This window comes from Neobacillus sp. SAB-20_R2A, assembly GCF_049568635.1.
In the GTDB taxonomy this organism is placed as follows: domain Bacteria; phylum Bacillota; class Bacilli; order Bacillales; family Cytobacillaceae; genus Neobacillus; species Neobacillus citreus.
Genome location: NZ_CP145895.1, coordinates 2163914 through 2183453, shown reverse-complemented (window position 1 = coordinate 2183453; position 19540 = coordinate 2163914). Strand labels below are relative to the sequence as shown.

The following is a 19540-nucleotide window of genomic DNA, read 5'->3' as shown; positions in this document are numbered from 1 at the left end:
TTTGGCTTAATAGAATTAAATAGCCGCCGATTCATTTTTAAATTCCTTTGATGATTGTGAAGCATTATTTTTAATCGAAATGACAATAACCATTGCTAGTAGCGCTGAAATGACTAAAAACCAGAAAGCCGCATTATAGGAGCCTTTAAATAAACTAATGATCAAGCCAATTGCTGTTGGAGAAACTGCGCCGGCAATTTGACCGGCAAAAGTGACAACACCAGAGACCGAACCGGTAAGTTCCTTTGGTGAATATTTGATAATAATCGTATAAAGAACGGTTCCGAAAAACGAAAGAGCGATGGAATTTAACGTAAGATACGTAATAAACTGTGCGACTGACGTAGCATTTGCCATAAAGTATAGGAAAATTGCACATAAAAGTGCACCGGCAGCGGCCAAGTATTTCTCACGGCCGACCATCCATTTATCCAGTACCACTCCGCTCACATTAAACATAAAGAACCCAAGAATGTAAGGGATAGCCAGTAAACTGCCGGCGTGAACTAAATCCACTCCTTTTTCCTTTACAAGGTAGATTGGCATCCATGTAATCAATCCATAGTTAATAATATTAAATAAAAATTTAAAAGAGATGAGTTTCCATATGTTATCTATTTTTAATAACAGCTTTAAAGGAACCTTTTTTCGAACTTGGGTGACTTTCGTTTTGTGTGCTTCTTTAGGCTTTAAGATAAACCAAAAACCGATAGCAACAATCATGCCCAATATACCTGCGACCGAAAACATGCCTCTCCATCCGAACGAAGCGATCATCGCAGCAGCAAGGGCTGTACCTAGGATTCCGCCTATATTTTGCGCAGATAGGAAAAAGGAATTGGCCCGGCCGCGTTCTTCTTTAGGAAAGTTATCCCGGATGGTTGACATACTGGCCGGATAAAAAGGGCCTTCTCCCAATCCGAAAATAAATCGAATGAATAATAAAGATACAAAGGACCAAGCGAAACCGGTCATTAAGGTAAACAAAGACCAGCCAAACAGGGATAATGTAATCATGACTCTTGCACCGTACTTGTCCGTCATCCATCCGCCAAGCGGCTGCATGAGTGAGTAACTGATGAAAAATATACTGACCAGCAAACCAGTCTGAGAGGTATTTAGGTGGAACTCATCGCCTATTGGGATCACCGCTACGTTGATGGCGACACGGTCAAAAAAGCTTAAAACCATCCCTACAAATAAAAGACCGCTTATAATTATTTTCCGTTTTTTACTAGCATATATCTCCATTTCCACTCACTCCATTTTAAGTTCAGTTTAAAATACAACATTAGCAAACCTAGGGCCCACCATTCACTAAAACCGAGGCCAATAGGAAGCGTTTTCAATTTATAAATAATGACTAGCTAGTTGAACAAAGTTGATACGTCTGATTGATTATGTTAGATTAATAGTTGGAAATATTCTTAATCTTGGAATTAATTTTACCATAAAATAAATTTAAGAAAATTAAGTGATTATTATGATGATATAAATTAAATTGATAAATAATCATTCAATCAAATTTGAGTTGTGCCGGTTCCGCATAAATTTGGAACCGGCACATATTTAAATTTTTATGGTGTCACGATATTTACCTTAGGATCAAATTTATCCAGTAAAGATAAAAATTCTTTAAATTGTTCCTTGTTTCCCGTAACGGATACCTTTCCGGAAGCCTCCATTTTATCCAAATCTTCTTTTCCTAGAGCGATAAGATAGAATGTTACTCGATCTAATGCTAACGTGGCATCAGGCTCTGAAGACGTTTGGCCTTTCTTATAATTGACAACAGAGTTTCCTAAGGTAATCGTATAGTTCATTTTTAAATCTGTGAACGACACATTAAAAGTCATATTTTTACCTTCAGCCTTTGTTCCGTTTAACTTAATCGAGACTAAGTTTAGGAAATCATCCATCGGCATGTTCAGAAGCGTATCGAGATTCATCATGCCGCCCGAGCCTTTCGGTTCTGCCACTCCATTTCTTAGCTCCTGGGCCCCTGTCAGATAAAAGTTTCTCCAGACAGAGGATTCTGCCATATATCCTAACTGCTCATATGCTTTGGCAAGTAATTCTTTTGCTTCTTCATTATTGGGATTTGCCATCACCACATGCTTTAACACTTGCGCAACCCAGCGGTATTCACCTTTGGCGTAGTCTTGTTTTGCTTGTTTAAGGACATTTTTCTCGCCGCCCATGTATTTAACATATTTAGCCCCCGCTTCCTCCTGCGGCAACGGGTCCAAATCGGAAGGATTTCCGCTGAAATAGCCTAAATAATAGTTATATACCGCCTTAACATTGTGCTTTAGTGTCCCGTAATAACCACGATTCGCCCAAACCTGGTCCAGGCTTTCGGGCAGCTTTATTTTTTCGGCAATTTCATCCGCGGTGTAGCCTAAATTAGCCATATGGATGGTTTGGTCATGAATGTATTTATACAAATCACGCTGGTTTTTAAGTTGTTCGAACACACGATCTTTACCCCACGTTGGCCAGGAATGGGCGGTCACCATGGCGTCAATTTCTTCACTACCATATAAATCGATTGTTTCATCAAGTGCCTCTACCCATTTTAAAGTATCCCTGGTCTTGGCACCTCTTAACGTGTAAATATTGTGTAAGGTGTGTCCTGTATTCTCTGCTACTACCAGTGTTTTATAATCTTTAATATAGTAGTGCATTTCAGCAGGAGCTTCCGTGTTTGGTGTTAATAGAAACGAAAAAGTAATCCCGTCTATTACCATTGTTTGTACAGGATCCTTTATTTCTGCGGTTGGTGGCATATAACTAAAAGTTCCATTGCTTAATCCTGGTCCAATGCCGGACGTGACAAAACCTTGTTCATTGGCAGGCAAGAGATTGCCAAACATGTAGCCCGCCCGCCGGGACATGATGGTGCCTAAAAGAACGTTTTCACTTAGTGCCTCTTTATTGAATCCGTCCGGTACAATAATGGGAACTTTTTTTGGATCGGCAGCATATTGGGCTACCCCTTTAATTCCTCCGAAGTGGTCAACATGGCTATGACTTATGACAATGGCGCTAACTGGTTTTTTAGGACGATGTTGAAAATAAAGTTCCATTGCCGCTTTAGCCGTTTCCACGGTTGAGAGCGTATCCAAAACAATTAATCCTGTTTTCCCCTCGACAATGGTAAGAACAGACAAGTCTTGACCACGAACTTGATAGACTCCGTCGACGACTTTAAACAAGCCGGAAATATTTTGTAATTGGGCTTGTCTCCATAAACTTGGGTTTACCGTATGCGCTGCCGGGACATCCTCTTTTATAAACGAATACTGATTGCTGTCCCAGATCACATTCCCAGCTGGATTCTTTATTGGATCCATTTGTAAAGGCGCAATAAATCCTTTATGGGCATCTTCAAAATCTTGCCTGTTTGAAAAATCCAACTGGTTGTACACTGCCTTATTGGCCAGGATGGTAGTGCTAGATGCAGGCATCGGCTTACTTGTGTCAGCACTTGCATTAGTTGAACCTAGCAATAACATAAAAGCAACTGGAACCAATACCGTCCCTCTCATAAACGACTTTTTCGCCAATTTGTTATAACCTCCCCTTGAAAGTATCCTTCCTTCTAGCTGATACCTTAGTTTTTGAAATTATCTAAATTCATTTTATAATTAAAATATTTTTAAGTAAATTTACTATTATTGATAGTAACTTCAGTTTTGTTTATATATAAATTAGGTCACATTTGGATTCGCTGATAAAATGGGGAAATCCGCTGATATATTTTAGAATTCGCCGATATAATGGGGAAATCCGCTGATATATTTCAAAATCCGCTGATTTAGGGAGAAAATCCGCTGATATATTTTTTATATTCATGAGAAGGTATACCTTGATTTGATAGATACACGGTATTCTCTTGTATTTTCCTAAAAAAACAGCTTTTCAAAGAAAAAAGGGGCCCAAACTATTTCAATTTGGGACACCCTCTAAATTATTTTCGTTAAATTTTACAAATCCGCTAAACCTTTGAATAGTTCTACACCTGTCTCGATGATATCATCACGGAAGTTATACTCATAGCTGTGCAGATTCGGATATTCTTCCCCGTTGCCAATATACGTATAGGCTCCCTTTGTGAGTTTTGTGTAATGACCAAAATCTTCGGAACCGCGGAACGCTTCCTCTAGCTCAATCAAATCGAATCCTTTATCTTTACAAACCTGACGAATCTTATCGGAGCTTTCTATGTCATTCGCTGTTTCCGGGAATTCATCTTGGTATTCAAAGCTTACCTTTAGACCATACTTCTCCGCTTCCGCAAGCGCCACATCCTCAAGCTTCTTCTGAAGTTTATCCATTTCTTCTTCGTAAAGGGCGCGGATTGTCATTCTAAGCACACCTTTGCTGGCGTTAACACCGAACGCTTTGGTACCGATATCCACTTGGACAATCGTGCATAGAACAATACCTTTGTTCACAGCTGGATCAATGAATCCAGGAATCGCATCGATGACCTTGGCAATCGCAAAGGATGGATTGATTCCCTTCTCCGGTTCGCTGGCATGAGAAGGTACACCCTCCATATGTATGCTCATTCCCTTGGATGCACAATGGGCTGTACCGTCAATGACTAATACGGAATTGTGTTTAAAACCGCTCATATTATGCCAAGCAAAAATTTCTTCAATGTTATTTTCCTCGATAAAAACAGCACACTCTGCTGCACCGTCACCTGTTTCCTCCGCATGCTGGAATAAGAAGTAGACGTTGTTGTCGCAGCCCTTCTGATCAATTTCCAACGCAAATCCAGCAAGGGTTGCGGAGTGCCCGTCATGCCCGCATTTGTGTGACACTCCAGGAATTTGCGAACCGTATGGAAGATTAATAGTTTCCTCTATCGGGAGGGCATCAAAGTCCGCACGGAAGGCAACGTTTCTTTTTCCTACATTAGAGTGATAGATCGCATAGAACCAACGGCCCCGATCAACGATTTCAAGCTTTGTGTTTGCTTGTAGGAAATCAATTAAATGTTGTTTCGTCCATACTTCATAATTGGATAATTCAGGATGTGCATGTAGTTCATGACGAAGCTGCACCGCCAATTCAAGGTTTTTCTTTTCCAATCTGTTTCTCTCCTCTCCATTTAAGGACAAATCCCTAGTTTACATATTAGCAACTAGGGACCAGCCTTACACAGTACTAATATGAAAATTTGTGAGATTCATTATTTTATTTCTGTTTCTTTAATGTGGGCCTCTAAGAAAGGCTTGTAGTCCGAATCTTTCAGTTTTCCCTTTTTATACAAGATGGTACCAATAATGGCATACAAGACTAGCATTGGTGCTCCGATATAGAATGAAAATCTTGTATCAGGACTATAGGCCGTATAAGCGGCGATCGCAACTAATGCGATTAAACAAATAATGGTTGGAAGTGGATAAATATTCATTTTGAACTTTAGTTTGTCCACTGAGCCGCCATTTGCCACCAGCCATTTTCTGAATTTATAGTGAGAAAGAAAACTACCGAACCAGCCGAGTAACGTATTGAAACCAGCGATGGAGATTAACCAAACAAACACCTTATCAGGTGAAACGAAGTTTGTAATGAGAGAAACTTGTCCAAGGAACAATGTTAGGATAACCGCATTCATCGGGATCCCGCGTTTATTTACTTTACCCAAAGCTTTTGGAGCCTTTCCTTCTTTTGACAAGGCGACCAGCGTTCTGCTAATGGCATAAATCATCGAATTTGCCGCAGATGCGAGTGAAGTCAGAATGACAATATTCATAATTGCAGCAGCGCCAGGAATTCCTGCCAAACTAAACAGACCGGCATAGCCATTGTTTAAAACGCTTACTTCTTTGTAAGGAACGACCAATCCCATGACCGTCACGGTACCAACGTAAAAAAGCAATACCCGGAAGAAAATAGTATTGATGGCTTTAGGTACATTTTTTTGAGGATTTTCTGTTTCTCCAGATGCAGTAATAACGGTTTCAACCCCAAGATAGGACCAGATTACGCCAGTCATCATCAAAATAACTGCTGCAAACCCGTTAGGGAACATGGACTTGTCTGTCCAGTTGGATAATCCAATAAACCCTTGATGTCCAATCAATCCAAAAATCATTAACACACCAACAATTAAGAAGATAATAATAGCAACAACCTTGATGCCGGCAAACCAGTATTCGGCTTCCCCGTATGATTTTACATCGATTAAATTCAAGGCCAAGATCAGTAAAGAAATGATGATACAGAAGACAGTAGGAGGTACACTAGGGAAAAATTGATTTAGAATCATTCCTCCCCCAACGATTTCAGCACCAAGGCCGAGAAATCCGTTGATAGATAAATTCCAGCCTACCATAAATCCCAATACAGGATGAACAAAGAGGCCCGAATAGGATGTATAGGCACCCGGAACTGGCATGAAGGTAGACATTTCGCCTAGACCTTTCATTAAAACAAACACTAAAAGCCCTATCACTAAATAGGCAATCGGGCCGCCTAGGGCGCCAGCTTTCGAAACGACATTACCAGAAGCGAGGAACAGACCTGTACCGATTGTTCCGCCAATGGAAATCATCGTAATATGCCGCTGTTTTAAGCCGCGTTGAAGGTCATTGGTGTTATTTGCCATAGATTAATTTCCCCTTTTTTTAATTTACTAGTTTAATAAAATAAACCCCTTTCAATTTAAATACCTTTTCAAATATTCAGTTATTTGTATACTTTATATTATATATTTTATTTTTATCTGTCAATAAAAAAAAGATTCTGTCGAATAATCAACAAAATCTTTCAGGTTTTTCTTCTTATAGTGGCAGGTTTTCTACCTTTTTAGGGTTCCAATGGACTTCTTTCAATAATCTTTCCAATTCAGCCGTATCTTTACTTTTAAAAAGCTCCAGCATTTTTCGATGCTCATTATTGGTTTGCAATAGTTTTTCTTTCAAGCCTTCCTGTGAGCCGGCTTCCCCTAAATTTTTCAAAAATTTCTTTTCCCATTGAAGCAAAAGGTTGACTAAGCTTTTGTTGGGACAAACGGATAAATAGACACCATGAAAGGCTTCCTGCATCTTATCATACATTCGATAATTCTCGGTATTCAGCGCCAAATCAATGCTCTGTATGTAGAAATCCATTTCACTCAAGTGCTTCTCGGTTAAAAGCGGTGCAGCCAAGGAAGCAGCGAGACCATCCAATGCTCCGATGATAAAATAGGTTTCTTCAGCCTCTTCTTTTGTAAGACTTTTTATGACAAACCCTTTCCTTGGCACATTGTCAATCAGCCCTTCTGACGCTAGTTGGATGAGTGCTTCCCTTACTGGGGTCCTGCTGACTTGAAGGCTTTCGCAAATATTGTTTTCATTTAACTTTGCCCCTGCAAGCAATTTCCCACTGTTAATTTGATCCACAATATAATTATAAACATGGTCTTTCAGTGATAAATATTCCATAATTCATTTCTCCAATACATTCTTTATTATATATATTGTATATAAACCTGCGGAATAAGAAAAGACCCACGCTTTCCGCCCGGGTCTATCTCAAAGTACCAGCACATATTGAATTTGATTAGAAGAGATAGGTGTAATGGCCGCAACAGAATAGCCGATACTTAAAAGCTGCGATAAAGTTTCTGCACAGTTGAGTCGGGGAGGCTCAATCGGGGCGTGATAGCTTTTATAAAGCTGCAGGAATTGATTATTATTTGTACAATGAAGCAGGATCACATGTTTACCTGTCCATGCCTGCCCGATGATGGGGTGTATTTGCACTTCATTCATGTTTCTCATATTGAACACCTTTTCTAGTTGATACAATAGATTATGAATGATATCCAGTCCATTGTTCGCAATATGGATATTTAATAAAAAAACTGACTCCAATAGTTGAGTCAGTTTTTCCACCTTTATTTTATCCTGCCATCAAACAACAACCAAACCTAGTCTCTCTTTCGCTGCCATATACTCCTGATAAAGCTTGTCAACGAATTCTCCAGCACCGCTAACTTTATTAATGACGCCAATTCCTTGGCCAGAACCCCAAATTTCCTTCCATGCCTTAGGTTTCGAACTGCCGTCTGAAAAACTCATCTGAGACGGATCACTTTCAGGGAGCGCATTAGGATCTAACCCTGCCGCACGAATGGATGGTGCTAAATAGTTTCCATGAACACCTGTGAACAGACTGCTATAGATAATATCGTCAGATGTGGAATCGACAATTGCCTGCTTATACTCTTCTACAGCATTCGCTTCGTGTGTCGCAATAAATGGCGAGCCAATGTAAGCAAAATCGGCACCCATCGCTTGAGCGGCGAGTACAGCACTGCCGGTAGCAATCGAACCTGCCAAAGCCAGCGGACCATTGTACCATTCGCGGATTTCCTGAACTAAGGCAAACGGGCTCTTCACACCAGCATGGCCACCGGCACCTGCTGCAACAGCAATCAATCCATCCGCCCCTTTATCAACAGCCTTATGAGCGAATTTATTATTAATAACATCGTGCAGCACAATACCTCCGTAACTATGTATTTCGGTATTTACTTCTTCACGTGCCCCAAGGGACGTAATAATGATAGGAACCTTATACTTCTTGCACATTTCCACATCATGTTCTAGCCGATTATTGGACTTGTGAACAATTTGATTGATCGCAAATGGGGCTGCCGGCCGCTCCGGATGACGGGCGTTATGTGCCGCGAGCTCCTCCGTGATTTCGTGCAGCCATTCATCAAGAAGTGATGCCGGTCTTGCATTCAGCGCCGGCATGGAACCAACTATGCCTGCCTTACATTGGGCAATAACCAGCTTAGGATTACTAATAATAAAAAGTGGTGAACCAATTACGGGTAAACGCAAGTCCTTCAGTACTGTTGGAATATTGGACATTTTTTCTTGTCCCTCCATTCAAATTTTTAACATTCTACTAAATTTTAATTCTCCAAATAATGTTTATTTTCCTTCTTTTATTTTTAAAACAGATTCCGTCTCAAAATTTCCATCCTTTATGATTAATGCATTTAACTGGCCGTCGAAGGCACAGCCTCCATCGATTCCGATTACCCGGTTTGGACCAAAATAAACATTGTTTTGTTTATGGATTCTTCTTGTCGGGGTATGGCCAAAAATGACCGTTTCCGGATGCTGATATTCGTAAATAAATTCATCCCGAATATTTAGAAACTCCACTTTTGTCGTTTTTTCAAGCCCTTTTTTCGGATGGATTCCTGCATGGACAAAAACAAAATCCTGTTCCTTGATAAATAAAGGGAGAGATTGCAAAAATGAAATTTGCGAAGAAAAATGAGCTAGGATGATGTTTCTTATGTCATTTTCCTTTTTCATATCATTCAGCAATTCTGAGTATTCAACCCGCTCCATACCAAGTCTATGTAAACAGCTGTTTATCGTCGCTATTCCGCCAACCCTGCCATAATAAAAGATAATTTCTTTCTCAGCTAGCCATTGCAAAAACATATCATCATGGTTGCCAAGTAAAGCAGCAGCCCCTTGACTGCACCATTCTCGTACTCTATCAAGGACAGCCATACTGTCGTGGCCTGTATCAACATAGTCACCTAAAAAAATAACCTCTTCCGGTTGTGCATTAGTTTTTGTTAACAATTGATCCAGCTCCGCTGCACAGCCATGAATATCAGATATCACAATTTTCCTCAAGGTTTCACCTCATAAAAATCGACTTGTCCATTACATCTATAACAATTTAAGTTCAATAATAAGTATGGAAATTCCTTTGATATTCTTATTTTTATACGCACTTACATAAAAAAAAGAGCCCCTAAGATACTCGGGGCCCCGCAGAATGATGTTCTATGTGAGCTTTTTGCTTCAGTAATCTAAGTTTCTGGTTTCTTGTTAACAATCTCCAGAATGCTACCTTGAATACCATGTAAACCCCTCCCTCAAACCAATCATTTTCTTAAAAAATTTTTTATCGATTCCTCCGACATTCCTTCACGTTTTTTATTGTAACAAACTTCGCAGGTTATTAAAATTTAAAAATTCCGACTACTTAAACCCTTTTTTTACAAATTAATTCCTTATTCTATGTGGGACCTTCATCATAAGAATGAAAAAAACAAGAACTTTGTATGTGAGTGTCGAAATATACAACAAAGAAATTGATAAAATATGTCAATAGTGTGAATGGAATATTCAGCATTCACTGAAAGTTCTTGTCATAATTTCTCCAAAAGTCAGAAAATTGTACTAATTTCCCTGAAATTCCAGCATCTTTTTCGCTAAATTATAATTAATAGCACTTTACATAATTTTCTATTTTAAGATTATGATTTTAATAGATGAATAGTAAAGGAGGCGAACCAAATGGAATTTTCAGATCTGAACTGGGCTTTAGTGGCACCGCTTATTGGGATCCAGCTTCTTCTAATCATTATTGCATTGGTTGATCTTTCAAAAGTCGAGCAGACAAATGGCCCGAAATGGATGTGGGCGCTCATCACTCTTTTTATAAGTATTCTTGGCCCAATTTTATACTTCATCTTTGGCAAAAAACATTCATAACTAGCTTCCTTAAAAAGGGGTGTGTAAAAAATGAATATCATGGAAGTTAAGTCGTTGACCAAGGCATTCGGCAGGCATTTGGCCGTAAATGACCTGTCCTTTTCCATTGAGGAAGGCCGCTGTGTGGCGATGATTGGTCCGAACGGTGCAGGAAAAACCACGACGTTGGAAATGCTCGCTGGACTGCAAAAACCAACAGACGGAACTATTACATTTTTGGGTGTTGAAAAAACTGATTTTCGAGAGCACATCGGATATATGCCCCAGCAACCGGTATTTTTCCCATGGATGAATGCTGTTGAGTACCTTGTTTTTATGGGGGAGCTCTCTGGTTTATCCAAGACCAAGGCAGCAAAGCGTGCTGTGGAGTTACTTGAACTTGCGGGAATAGCCGGTGCCAAGAAACGTAAGATTGGCGGTTACTCTGGGGGAATGAAGCAGCGGCTTGGAATCGCCCAGGCATTGATTCACGAACCAAAACTGCTAATGCTTGACGAGCCGGTTTCCGCATTGGATCCCGTCGGACGCCGGGAAATTCTTGAGATGATGAAAATGTTGAAGGAGAACATGACGATTCTGTTTTCAACCCATATTCTCCATGATGCAGAGGAAGTTTGTGATGATGTGCTCATGATCCATAATGGCAAACTGGCCATCACTGGTTCTCTTCCCGATCTTCGCAAAAATTATCAGGAAGACGTCATTATTATTTCCGCGGCTGAAAACCTGGAAGGCTGGGCCCGCAGCCTTGAATCATGGGATGTAATCACAAAGGTCATCTCCAAAAATGAAACAGTGGAGATTTTTGTCAAGGATGTTTTATTAGCAAGAAGCCTGATTCTCGCTGAAATTACCGAAAAGCACCTTCTTATCACGAGCTTTACAGTAGGGAAAACCACACTTGAGGACCTATTCATGAAGGTGGTGGGAAAATGAAAACGTGGTTTGTTTTATTTCGAAAAGAATGGCTGGAAATGAGCCGAAATTATAAAGTAATCTGGATTCCATTGGTCTTTATGTTATTCGGGCTTATGCAGCCAGTATCAAGCTACTATATGCCAGAAATCATGAAAAACGCCAGCAACCTTCCGAAAGGAACAGTCATTAAAATACCTTTGCCTTCAAGTGGTGAAGTCCTTGCACAGACACTGGGACAGTTCAACCAAATGGGCGTACTCATCCTCGTGCTTGCTTTCATGGGGATCGTGTCCGCCGAACGGAGAAGCGGGGTTATGAAAACCATCCTAGTCAAGCCGGTAAGGTTTGCCTCCTATATCACAGCAAAATGGGTAAGTGCGCTGCTCCTGAGTGCGGGGTCAATCATTCTTGGCATGCTCTCAGCATGGTATTATACAGAGCTATTGATTGATGATTTCCCGTTTATCAATCTAGTAAAGGGAACCGGGCTTTATTTCATATGGATTTTATTTTTGCTTACATTCACGGTTTTCCTCAGCAGCCGTTTGAAAAGCAGCGGTCTTGTAGCCGCTTTTGCGCTTGTTTTTAGCATTCTTTTGTCTTTGTTGACCTCTCTTCTCGATAAATGGACGGAATGGAGCCCGGCACAGCTGACAAATGCCGCTGCCTCTCTATTGACAGCAGGAAAAGTAGAAGGTCCCTTCCTTCTCCCGCTTGGTATTACCTTTGCGCTGGCACTCGTTTTCCTTTATCTGGCATCCGTCCGTAAATAAAGCTGACACTCTTTTTCACTCTGATTTTACTTGTTAAAGCTTAATAAAAAGGTTGTCCTCATGGTTAAGGACAACCTCTTGTTTTTATTTTACGATCAGAACAGGACATGTTGCCTTCTGTACAACATAATGGCTTACACTTCCCAAGAACATTTCCTTCAGTCCGCTTAATCCTCTGCTTCCCATGACAATGAAATCGGCGTCATTCTTCCTAACAAAATCTATGATGGTTCCTGCAGGGTCCCCTTCCAACACAAAAGTTCTTGTTTTATTTGGAAGTTTAAGCAGCTTTTGGTTTATTTCTTCTCGGACAGGCTCAATCGCTTTAAGCTGAGACTCACGCCGATCTTGTATCGGAACTGCGTAATGGTAACCTAGGTAGTTTTCTGGTTGAATAACCATGACAACATATAATTCAATTTTTTCGTCTTGCTTTACTAGATTCATTGCCATTTTTAAAGCTTTTTTGCTTAATTCGGAATGATCGTAAGGAACCACGATTCTTGAATAATCAGTCAGCATTTTGTTATCCCCCTCGTTTTGGTATAAATACCATTTATTCACTTTCATTATATAATTTTTTCACACTTCCGATCGTGAGTGGATTAGAACATTATGTGAATTTTTTCATATTTTGCTGGAACATATTGTTCATTAAAATATAGAACTTTCTGTATTATGATAGATTTATTAATACCTATCTGCTTATAGGGGAAATGTCTATGCTTAAGAAAATTATTACAGCTTTGCTATCATTCTCATTTTTACTTTGTGGAAATTTTCCCGTATTCCTATTTGACATAGAAGAGGCAAAAGCTTCTTCCTATAATAGTCTAGGAGACCGGCCATTTATGGGCTGGAGCAGCTGGAGCTCGATCCGGAAAAAACCTACGGAGCAAAACATCAAAGATGCAGCCGATGTAATGGCTGCAAAATTCAAGTCGCACGGATACCAATATGTTAACTTGGATGATTACTATATGCTTGATTGGACCACCGCCGTTGATAAATACGGCCGGTGGGTGGTAGATTCAAAGAAGTTTCCAAACGGGATGAAAGCACTTGGAGATTATATCCACCACAAAGGCTTAAAGTTTGGTCTCTATGTTACACTAGGTATTCCAAAAGGCGCGGTGGATCAAAACACGCCAATTGAGGGAACGCCCCATCACGCCAAAGATATTGTGGATTTTAGTAAAGGGCAAAAAGTAAATTTTAATTTCAAGAATATGTATGCCATTGATTTTTCCAAGCCGGGGGCACAGGAGTATATTGATTCGTGGGCTCAGCTGTTTGCTTCTTACGGGGTGGATTATCTAAAAATTGATGGTGTCCGCAACCAGGATATTCAAGACGTCGAGGCCTGGGCAAAGGCGTTGAAGAAAACTGGAAGACCGATACATGTGGAGCTGTCCAATAATCTTGATATCAAACATGCTTCAACATGGAAGGAATTATCGAATGGCTGGCGGACCGATCACGACGTAGAGGCATATGGAAAGCTAACTCTCACAAATTGGAAAAAGGTGTCTAGAAGGTTTAATGATGCCGCAGAGTGGCACGAGCATGCCGGTCCTGGCGGGTGGAACGATTTTGATTCACTCAATGTGGCAAACGGGGTTAAGGATGGCCTGACAGAGGAGGAAAAACGATCTTATGTAACTCTCTGGGCGATCGCGTCATCCCAGTTTGTGATTGGGAATGACCTAACGAAGCTAGACGATTATGGGATCAGCCTGTTAACAAATGACGAAATTATTGGGGCCAACCAAAGTGGAGCGGCAGGGAAACGTTTATACAAAACCGCTGCCTCTCAAGTATTCTATCAAAAACTACCAGACGGTTCTTACAATATCGGACTCTTTAATACCGGACCATCCTCACAAAACGTAAGTGTGAAATGGGCAGATTTGGGAGTTGAGGGATCAGCAATGGTGCATGATATGTGGAGCCATCAGGATTTAGGCAGCATGGATTCAGGATTCACCACAGAACTTTCCACTCATGCTTCTCGTATGGTTCATGTAATTCCCACTTCCTTGAGTGGAAACCGATATACTCCCTATCATGCAAAAATATCGACAGTACCTGCTGCCCCAGATTGGGTAATGGTTGACAGGAAAGATCAAAATTCCGTTACGATTACTTGGAATCCCGTATATGGAGCAGAATCCTATACCGTCTATCGTAAAACCATCAATAGATTTGGATTCAGCAGCGGCTACACACCTATTGCAGCAAATCTAACAGAACCCAATTTTGAAGATAAGACAGCTACATTCCGTGCCGGTGGCAGTTATTCGTATGTGATAACCGGAAAGAATGCAATTGGAGAAAGTGCAAAGTCTCCGAAAGCTCAAACAGACAGCCAATCCTTCGTGCTTGTTGCCATTCCAATGATGTTATTTATTACTTTTATCATCTTATTAAAACTCTTTAGTATGATAAGGGACAAATATCAACTCTATAGAACAGCTTGATCTCAATACTAAAAGCCGCACTAAATGGTGCGGCTTTTATTTATGATGTTGCTACTCGATGGTTTAATTTTAAAATTCCACTTCTTCGCCTAAAATTTTTATCTTCGTTCCGTCTAATATTAACCGATCTTCCTCAGCTGCTACCATTAGTTCAACGCATTCAATAAACTCAAGTGGACTTACTTTCATTTCATACACCTCTTTTAGTGTTTTTTTTTCATAAATCCCTTGCAACCAAATCCTCTTCGCGTCACCAATAAAGCGCTTACATTGTTTTTAAAACCCAATTTCTACATTTTATTAACGTGTTTATATTTTAATTCTGTAAAATTTTTCTATTTCCTCTATTTTAGTTTGATTTTTCTAAAATTAAATTGTTCTAAACAAAACTAGTTCAATTGCCCTAATATCATGAATTACTCGTTTAGGAAATAGCCCCCATGTCCATAACAATACAGTATGAATAAATTGGAGGCAGCTCATGAGTTACGTGGATATTATTTTTGAACTGGTAGTTGGATACATTGCCCTTTTTATTACGGTGAAATTTTTAGGAAAAACGCAATTAAGTCAAATTACTCCATTCGATTTTATTTCAGCATTAGTCTTAGGCGATTTATTAAGTAGTGCCGTCTTTGATGATGGTGCCGGCATTTTGAAAGTCCTTCTAGCTATTGGTGTGTGGGGATTCCTTATTTATTTTACAGAAATGCTTACACAGAAATCGCGAAAATTACGCGTGTTTTTTGAGGGTAAGCCTTCGATGATTATTAACAGAGGGAAGATTGACTGGAGAGAAATGAAAAAGAACCGGTTAGATTTAGACCAATTAAAGCAAATGCTGCGTTCCAAAGACGTTTTTTCTCTCGAAGAGGTAGAGTATGCCATTTTTGAAAACAGCGGCGGAATTAGTATCCTCAAGAAGCCTGAGGCGGATACACCAACATGCAAGGATTTAAAAATCAAAGCGGAACAGAAAACAATTCCACTTACCATTATCAGTGACGGCGAAATTTTAGAAGAGAACCTTAAACAAGCCGGGTTAGATGAGAATTGGCTTTACAAGGAATTGGATAAAGGCGGAGTTAAAAATCCGAAGGAAGTCTGTTATGCTGAATGGCAAACAGGGAAGCCGCTTTTTTTTCAAAAATATTGATACTATTTTTAGAAAAAGGACCTCTAGGGGTCCTTCGGACAAAACTGCTTGAAATAGAGGGCAAAGTGTCCGAACCTGGGCTACCTTCGGACAAAACACCATGAAATTGAAGGCAAAGTGTCCGAACCTGGGCTACCTTCGGACAAAACACCATGAAATTGAAGGCAAAGTGTCCGAACCTAGGCAGCCTTCGCACAAAACATCCCACGAAAGACCGCAAATGTAACCGTTTTGGATATATTCTTTCAAACGTTCGGGCTCATATAAAAGGTATATGAACCCGAAAAGGCAGAATCTTAAATTGTTCCGTAAGATGGTATATAAGCTGTATATGCCACCGAAATGCGAGGCAATCCTTATTCCCTCCGAATTCTTGGTCCGGCAAGCACTAATAATCCGAAAATAACGATTAGAATACCAGCGCACAAAAAAGTATACATATTTGTAGCAGTATCAGGTAATTTGTGCCCTGCTGCAGTACCGGTCCCTCCATTATTATTAACCGGCTTTGTTACGCCGCCGTTCACGGCAGGAGCACTATCATCATATGTCACATGCAATTCAGTTACGGCCAAATTGCCAGCAGCATCCAGAGCTGCAATGGTGATTTTATTTGCCCCTTTTACAAGACTTACTTCCTGACTGAAAGCATTATTTGAATCTAAAGAAACAGGAGTATCATTTACTTTCACCACTGCACCGCTTTCACTGGTACCATTCACAGTGATTTTATCAGTCTTAGATACAAAATTGTCAGCAGGAGAGGCAATGACCAAAGCTGGCGCCGCATTGTCATACGTCACTTTTACCACTTTAACAGTTTGGTTATCCTGCGCATCCGTAGAAGTAATTTCGATGTTGTTTAATCCAGCTAAAAGGGTAATCTCTTGGCTAAACAAGCCCTCAGCATTTACACTTACATCCGTATTATTAATGGTTACTACACTGCCTGCTTCCGTACTTCCTGATACTAAAATCTTACTTTGATTTGTTAGGGTTAAATCAGCAGGTTCCGTAACCGTTAACACAGGCGCCGTCACATCCGTTTTCACCGTGAATGTCACTGTCTGTTTTTGCCCTAGTGTTGATGTATTATTGGCAGTTAAGGTGCTTTTAATCGTGATTGTGTATGTTTTTCCTAAGGTTAAAGGAGCCTTTGGACTGATAAAAATGTTCCGTTTCTCATTCGGATTTGAATTAGCGCCTTCATCTGGAATTCTATCAACGTTAATGGCAACCTGATTTTTATCGGTATCCTCCATCGTAATCGCATTTTGATTAATATCCCAAACGGTTGAGTTGACAACATTTTTATTAAAAACTAGTTTAATCATGTCATTGGGACCAACATACTGGTAACCATTAACACTTTTCCCGGTGGTAGAAACATTTTCCGTAATTGTAGTAAGGTACGCACCCTCAAAGGTTACCGGGTCAGTCCCACCACCACTGCCAGTTCCCCCTCCGCCTCCTCCAGCAGCAAAGGCTGCCGAAAAGCTGCTAAAAATAAGGCCAAGCATTAAAATTCCTGTAAAGAAATGTTTAAGAATTTTCATCTGGATTTCTCCTCTAAAGAAGGATTTGGAAATTGCTTGTAGCATGTAAAGCCTTCTGGGTTCCAACGGCGGTAGCGGCAGTTGTAGCAGGTCGTTACATTTTCATAAACGATCTCATCCTCAACATCCAGTCGAAAATCAGGGCAGTTTTTCGCCACGGAAACAGTCGTTTCAAATACTTCAGGCAGTTCAGCATTGCCCGAAAACAACTTTAAACCGTTAACTAACTTTAAATAAGAATTATTCATAAGTACCCTCTAATATTTTTTTAGCGTACCGCCGGCGCACGGCTGCCACACTTTTTTCTCGTCAACTTCGACTGCTTCCACCAATAATGCGGAATGATGGTTGAGATAAACACTTTTTAATTTTTCGCCTAGAGTGATTTGTTCTTCATCTTCCAAGATTAGTCCAGCCTCTGTCCGAACGATATCGATGGAAGTTTGCTCAAGGATTTCTTTAACGGTAACGGACTTTTGCGCCGATTTCAGCTTATGCTGGCCCTTAAAACGGCCGTCATTACCGGTCAACTTTAAGCCTACTCCCGCTAAAGCTCCAATCACACCCTGGCCGGTGCCGCCATGCTCGGATAAATGAATCGATAAACGTTCTGCAAGCTGGTAGGCATCATTCTTGGATAGAACCTCCCGTTTCGCTTTTAGGCCAAAATCAATAATTTCTTGATGCTGCAGCTGCGATATTCTTTCAGGAACGAAGATACACAACCCCGGGTCGGAGCCTTCCGCACTTTCCGTTTCCAATACATGAATGGCGCCTTCGATGACAGATTCCAGGCAGCCGTCAGCCAATTCAGCTGTGAAACACATCGAACTATTATGAGAGGTATAAGGCACATCCGGATGGATCAGCAATTGATGCCGGGTAATATTTCCGCATTTTCCAAAGCCATTTTCCTCGATAAACTCTGCAATCTCGGCTGCAATCGAGCCTGTCCCTTTGCTATCAATGTTGTCAGTATCATCAATACATAAATAGATTTTCATAGAAATCCCCGTTTCTAAAATTATTTTGGTGTACGCATGTCTTTTCCAGATAGAATTTTTTCAATCATTTCTGGCGCTGGATTATAATCGAAAAAATCTTTATAAAATTTTGCAGTAACTTCCGTCATGTCAGTGTCTTTAAATCGATCAGGATACAAGGTTTTTGCGGTCCAAAGTATCGCGAGCGGAGTTTCCAGTCCGCCCGGATGCCCCCAGCGGGAAACGCCATTCGGCATCTGATAAACCTTTTTGTTTTTCACGGCTTTTAAGGATTGCCAGGGCTTACTATTTAGGATGTAGTCCGCCACTCCGTCCTCGTTGACGAGAATGACATCGGAATCCCATAGTAAGATTTGTTCTAAATTGGCAAAATACTTATTCTCAATGATCTTTAAATTTTCGCCGGCGGAAACGTTGACCGCACCGGCGACTTTCATCCATTCTGCCGGCAAGGAATCTTTCGTGTCTGTTCTCGTCGCCTCCATCACAGAGTGATAGACCCTTACCCTATTTTTCTCAGGAATGTCTTTCACTTTTGCGGAAACCTGCGTTATTACCTCTTTGTAAAATTCGTTGAATTTTTCCGCCCGGTCGGACCTGCCAATCGCCTTTCCAATCATCGCAATCGATTGCTGCTGTTCTTTAATAGAATTGAAGTTAACAACTAAATAGGGAATCTTTAATTCTTCCAGTTTCCGAACTTCACCATCATTTTTTGCCAAGGATTCCTGAATAAAAATGACATCGGGAGCGGCATTGGCAAGCTCTTCGATATTTATTTTGTCACTTGTGTTTGGGACGAGCGCATCCTTAATCGCAGGGTTGATTTCCCCCAATAAGGTGTCGCGCTTAAGGCCGTTGTTGACCGCCACAATCTTTTTCCCTTCTCCTAGCATGGTGACAACATGTCCCGTATAGGCATATAGGCAGGCTATCCGGTTAATCTTTTTCGGCACCTCGACCGACCGCCCCATATAATCAACAACCGTAGTTTGGCTGCTGTCTTTACTTGCAGCCTTTGGGGCCTCAGCGTTGGAACATGATGTTAAGGCCAACAGTACTAGGATTATTACTAGAAAAATATGAAATTGATTTCGTCTTATCCGCAC

At 40.6% G+C, this 19540-nt stretch carries 18 protein-coding genes; 5 read left to right on the top strand and 13 right to left on the bottom strand.

The window, feature by feature from the left end:
• Positions 1-15: 15 nt before the first annotated feature.
• The 8 genes from V5M37_RS10765 to V5M37_RS10730 all read right to left on the bottom strand — a co-directional run bounded on the left by V5M37_RS10765 (position 16) and on the right by V5M37_RS10730 (position 9677).
• A complete protein-coding gene (locus V5M37_RS10765) occupies positions 16-1251 on the bottom strand; it encodes an MFS transporter (protein WP_423801914.1) in 1236 nt (411 codons plus the stop codon).
• Between the two features lie 326 nt (positions 1252-1577).
• Positions 1578-3569 carry an alkyl/aryl-sulfatase gene (locus V5M37_RS10760; protein ID WP_423801913.1) on the bottom strand — a complete coding sequence of 664 codons (1992 nt, stop codon included), beginning with the start codon at positions 3567-3569 and terminating at the stop codon, positions 1578-1580.
• 420 nt (positions 3570-3989) lie between these two features.
• A complete protein-coding gene (locus tag V5M37_RS10755; protein WP_423801912.1) occupies positions 3990-5105 on the bottom strand; it encodes a M20 metallopeptidase family protein in 1116 nt (371 codons plus the stop codon).
• A gap of 101 nt (positions 5106-5206) precedes the next feature.
• Positions 5207-6628, bottom strand: a complete 1422-nt coding sequence (locus V5M37_RS10750; protein WP_423801911.1) for an amino acid permease — start codon at positions 6626-6628, stop codon at positions 5207-5209.
• A 175-nt stretch (positions 6629-6803) separates the two neighbouring features.
• Positions 6804-7448 carry a GntR family transcriptional regulator gene (locus V5M37_RS10745; protein ID WP_423801910.1) on the bottom strand — a complete coding sequence of 215 codons (645 nt, stop codon included), beginning with the start codon at positions 7446-7448 and terminating at the stop codon, positions 6804-6806.
• 90 nt (positions 7449-7538) lie between these two features.
• Positions 7539-7901, bottom strand: a complete 363-nt coding sequence (locus tag V5M37_RS10740) for a hypothetical protein (protein ID WP_423801909.1) — start codon at positions 7899-7901, stop codon at positions 7539-7541.
• Between the two features lie 18 nt (positions 7902-7919).
• A complete protein-coding gene (locus V5M37_RS10735) occupies positions 7920-8888 on the bottom strand; it encodes an NAD(P)H-dependent flavin oxidoreductase (RefSeq protein ID WP_423801908.1) in 969 nt (322 codons plus the stop codon).
• Positions 8889-8951: 63 nt separating this feature from the next.
• Positions 8952-9677, bottom strand: a complete 726-nt coding sequence (locus tag V5M37_RS10730; protein WP_423801907.1) for a metallophosphoesterase — start codon at positions 9675-9677, stop codon at positions 8952-8954.
• A 669-nt stretch (positions 9678-10346) separates the two neighbouring features.
• On the opposite strand from V5M37_RS10730, the gene V5M37_RS10725 reads away from it, so the two are divergent.
• The 3 genes from V5M37_RS10725 to V5M37_RS10715 are packed head-to-tail and all read left to right on the top strand — an operon-like array spanning position 10347 to position 12235.
• Entirely contained in the window at positions 10347-10544 is a 198-nt protein-coding gene (locus V5M37_RS10725; RefSeq protein ID WP_423801906.1) for a PLD nuclease N-terminal domain-containing protein, read from the top strand.
• A gap of 30 nt (positions 10545-10574) precedes the next feature.
• Positions 10575-11480 (top strand): ATP-binding cassette domain-containing protein, encoded by a 906-nt coding sequence (locus V5M37_RS10720; RefSeq protein ID WP_423801905.1) that lies wholly within the window; start codon positions 10575-10577, stop codon positions 11478-11480.
• Positions 11477-12235 (top strand): ABC transporter permease, encoded by a 759-nt coding sequence (locus V5M37_RS10715; protein ID WP_423801904.1) that lies wholly within the window; start codon positions 11477-11479, stop codon positions 12233-12235. The genes V5M37_RS10720 and V5M37_RS10715 overlap by 4 nt, the downstream gene beginning before the upstream one ends.
• Positions 12236-12319: 84 nt before the next feature.
• Here V5M37_RS10715 and V5M37_RS10710 read toward each other — a convergent pair whose 3' ends face one another.
• The gene (locus tag V5M37_RS10710; protein WP_423801903.1) at positions 12320-12757 is read right to left on the bottom strand and encodes a universal stress protein; all 438 of its coding nucleotides are present in this window, start codon (positions 12755-12757) and stop codon (positions 12320-12322) included.
• A 200-nt stretch (positions 12758-12957) separates the two neighbouring features.
• Between V5M37_RS10710 and V5M37_RS10705 the strand changes: the two genes are divergently transcribed.
• Together V5M37_RS10705 and V5M37_RS10700 are read left to right on the top strand one after the other, a co-directional pair.
• A complete protein-coding gene (locus tag V5M37_RS10705; protein ID WP_423801902.1) occupies positions 12958-14715 on the top strand; it encodes an alpha-galactosidase in 1758 nt (585 codons plus the stop codon).
• A 481-nt stretch (positions 14716-15196) separates the two neighbouring features.
• Complete coding sequence (locus V5M37_RS10700) at positions 15197-15871, top strand: YetF domain-containing protein (RefSeq protein ID WP_423801901.1); 675 nt, start codon at positions 15197-15199, stop codon at positions 15869-15871.
• 356 nt (positions 15872-16227) lie between these two features.
• Here V5M37_RS10700 and V5M37_RS10695 read toward each other — a convergent pair whose 3' ends face one another.
• Genes V5M37_RS10695 through V5M37_RS10680 form a run of 4 tightly spaced genes read right to left on the bottom strand, consistent with a single transcriptional unit; the run spans position 16228 to position 19540 of the window.
• A complete protein-coding gene (locus V5M37_RS10695; protein ID WP_423801900.1) occupies positions 16228-17427 on the bottom strand; it encodes a hypothetical protein in 1200 nt (399 codons plus the stop codon).
• Positions 17424-17675 (bottom strand): hypothetical protein, encoded by a 252-nt coding sequence (locus tag V5M37_RS10690; protein ID WP_423801899.1) that lies wholly within the window; start codon positions 17673-17675, stop codon positions 17424-17426. Before V5M37_RS10690 ends, V5M37_RS10695 begins: the two co-directional genes overlap by 4 nt.
• A gap of 9 nt (positions 17676-17684) precedes the next feature.
• Positions 17685-18431, bottom strand: a complete 747-nt coding sequence (locus V5M37_RS10685) for a hypothetical protein (protein WP_423801898.1) — start codon at positions 18429-18431, stop codon at positions 17685-17687.
• A gap of 20 nt (positions 18432-18451) precedes the next feature.
• Positions 18452-19540, bottom strand: coding sequence for an ABC transporter substrate-binding protein (locus tag V5M37_RS10680; protein WP_423801897.1), 1089 nt, complete (start codon positions 19538-19540; stop codon positions 18452-18454).

What these genes read in the sequence shown, in the direction of transcription:
- V5M37_RS10685 (WP_423801898.1), bottom strand. Translation starts at nt 18,431, where the DNA reads ATGAAAATCTATTTATGTATTGATGATACTGACAACATTGATAGCAAA.
- V5M37_RS10700 (WP_423801901.1), top strand. Translation starts at nt 15,197, where the DNA reads ATGAGTTACGTGGATATTATTTTTGAACTGGTAGTTGGATACATTGCC.
- V5M37_RS10745 (WP_423801910.1), bottom strand. Translation starts at nt 7,448, where the DNA reads ATGGAATATTTATCACTGAAAGACCATGTTTATAATTATATTGTGGAT.
- V5M37_RS10750 (WP_423801911.1), bottom strand. Translation starts at nt 6,628, where the DNA reads ATGGCAAATAACACCAATGACCTTCAACGCGGCTTAAAACAGCGGCAT.
- V5M37_RS10715 (WP_423801904.1), top strand. Translation starts at nt 11,477, where the DNA reads ATGAAAACGTGGTTTGTTTTATTTCGAAAAGAATGGCTGGAAATGAGC.
- V5M37_RS10710 (WP_423801903.1), bottom strand. Translation starts at nt 12,757, where the DNA reads ATGCTGACTGATTATTCAAGAATCGTGGTTCCTTACGATCATTCCGAA.
- V5M37_RS10725 (WP_423801906.1), top strand. Translation starts at nt 10,347, where the DNA reads ATGGAATTTTCAGATCTGAACTGGGCTTTAGTGGCACCGCTTATTGGG.
- V5M37_RS10735 (WP_423801908.1), bottom strand. Translation starts at nt 8,888, where the DNA reads ATGTCCAATATTCCAACAGTACTGAAGGACTTGCGTTTACCCGTAATT.
- V5M37_RS10695 (WP_423801900.1), bottom strand. Translation starts at nt 17,427, where the DNA reads ATGAAAATTCTTAAACATTTCTTTACAGGAATTTTAATGCTTGGCCTT.
- V5M37_RS10720 (WP_423801905.1), top strand. Translation starts at nt 10,575, where the DNA reads ATGAATATCATGGAAGTTAAGTCGTTGACCAAGGCATTCGGCAGGCAT.
- V5M37_RS10765 (WP_423801914.1), bottom strand. Translation starts at nt 1,251, where the DNA reads ATGGAGATATATGCTAGTAAAAAACGGAAAATAATTATAAGCGGTCTT.
- V5M37_RS10705 (WP_423801902.1), top strand. Translation starts at nt 12,958, where the DNA reads ATGCTTAAGAAAATTATTACAGCTTTGCTATCATTCTCATTTTTACTT.
- V5M37_RS10690 (WP_423801899.1), bottom strand. Translation starts at nt 17,675, where the DNA reads ATGAATAATTCTTATTTAAAGTTAGTTAACGGTTTAAAGTTGTTTTCG.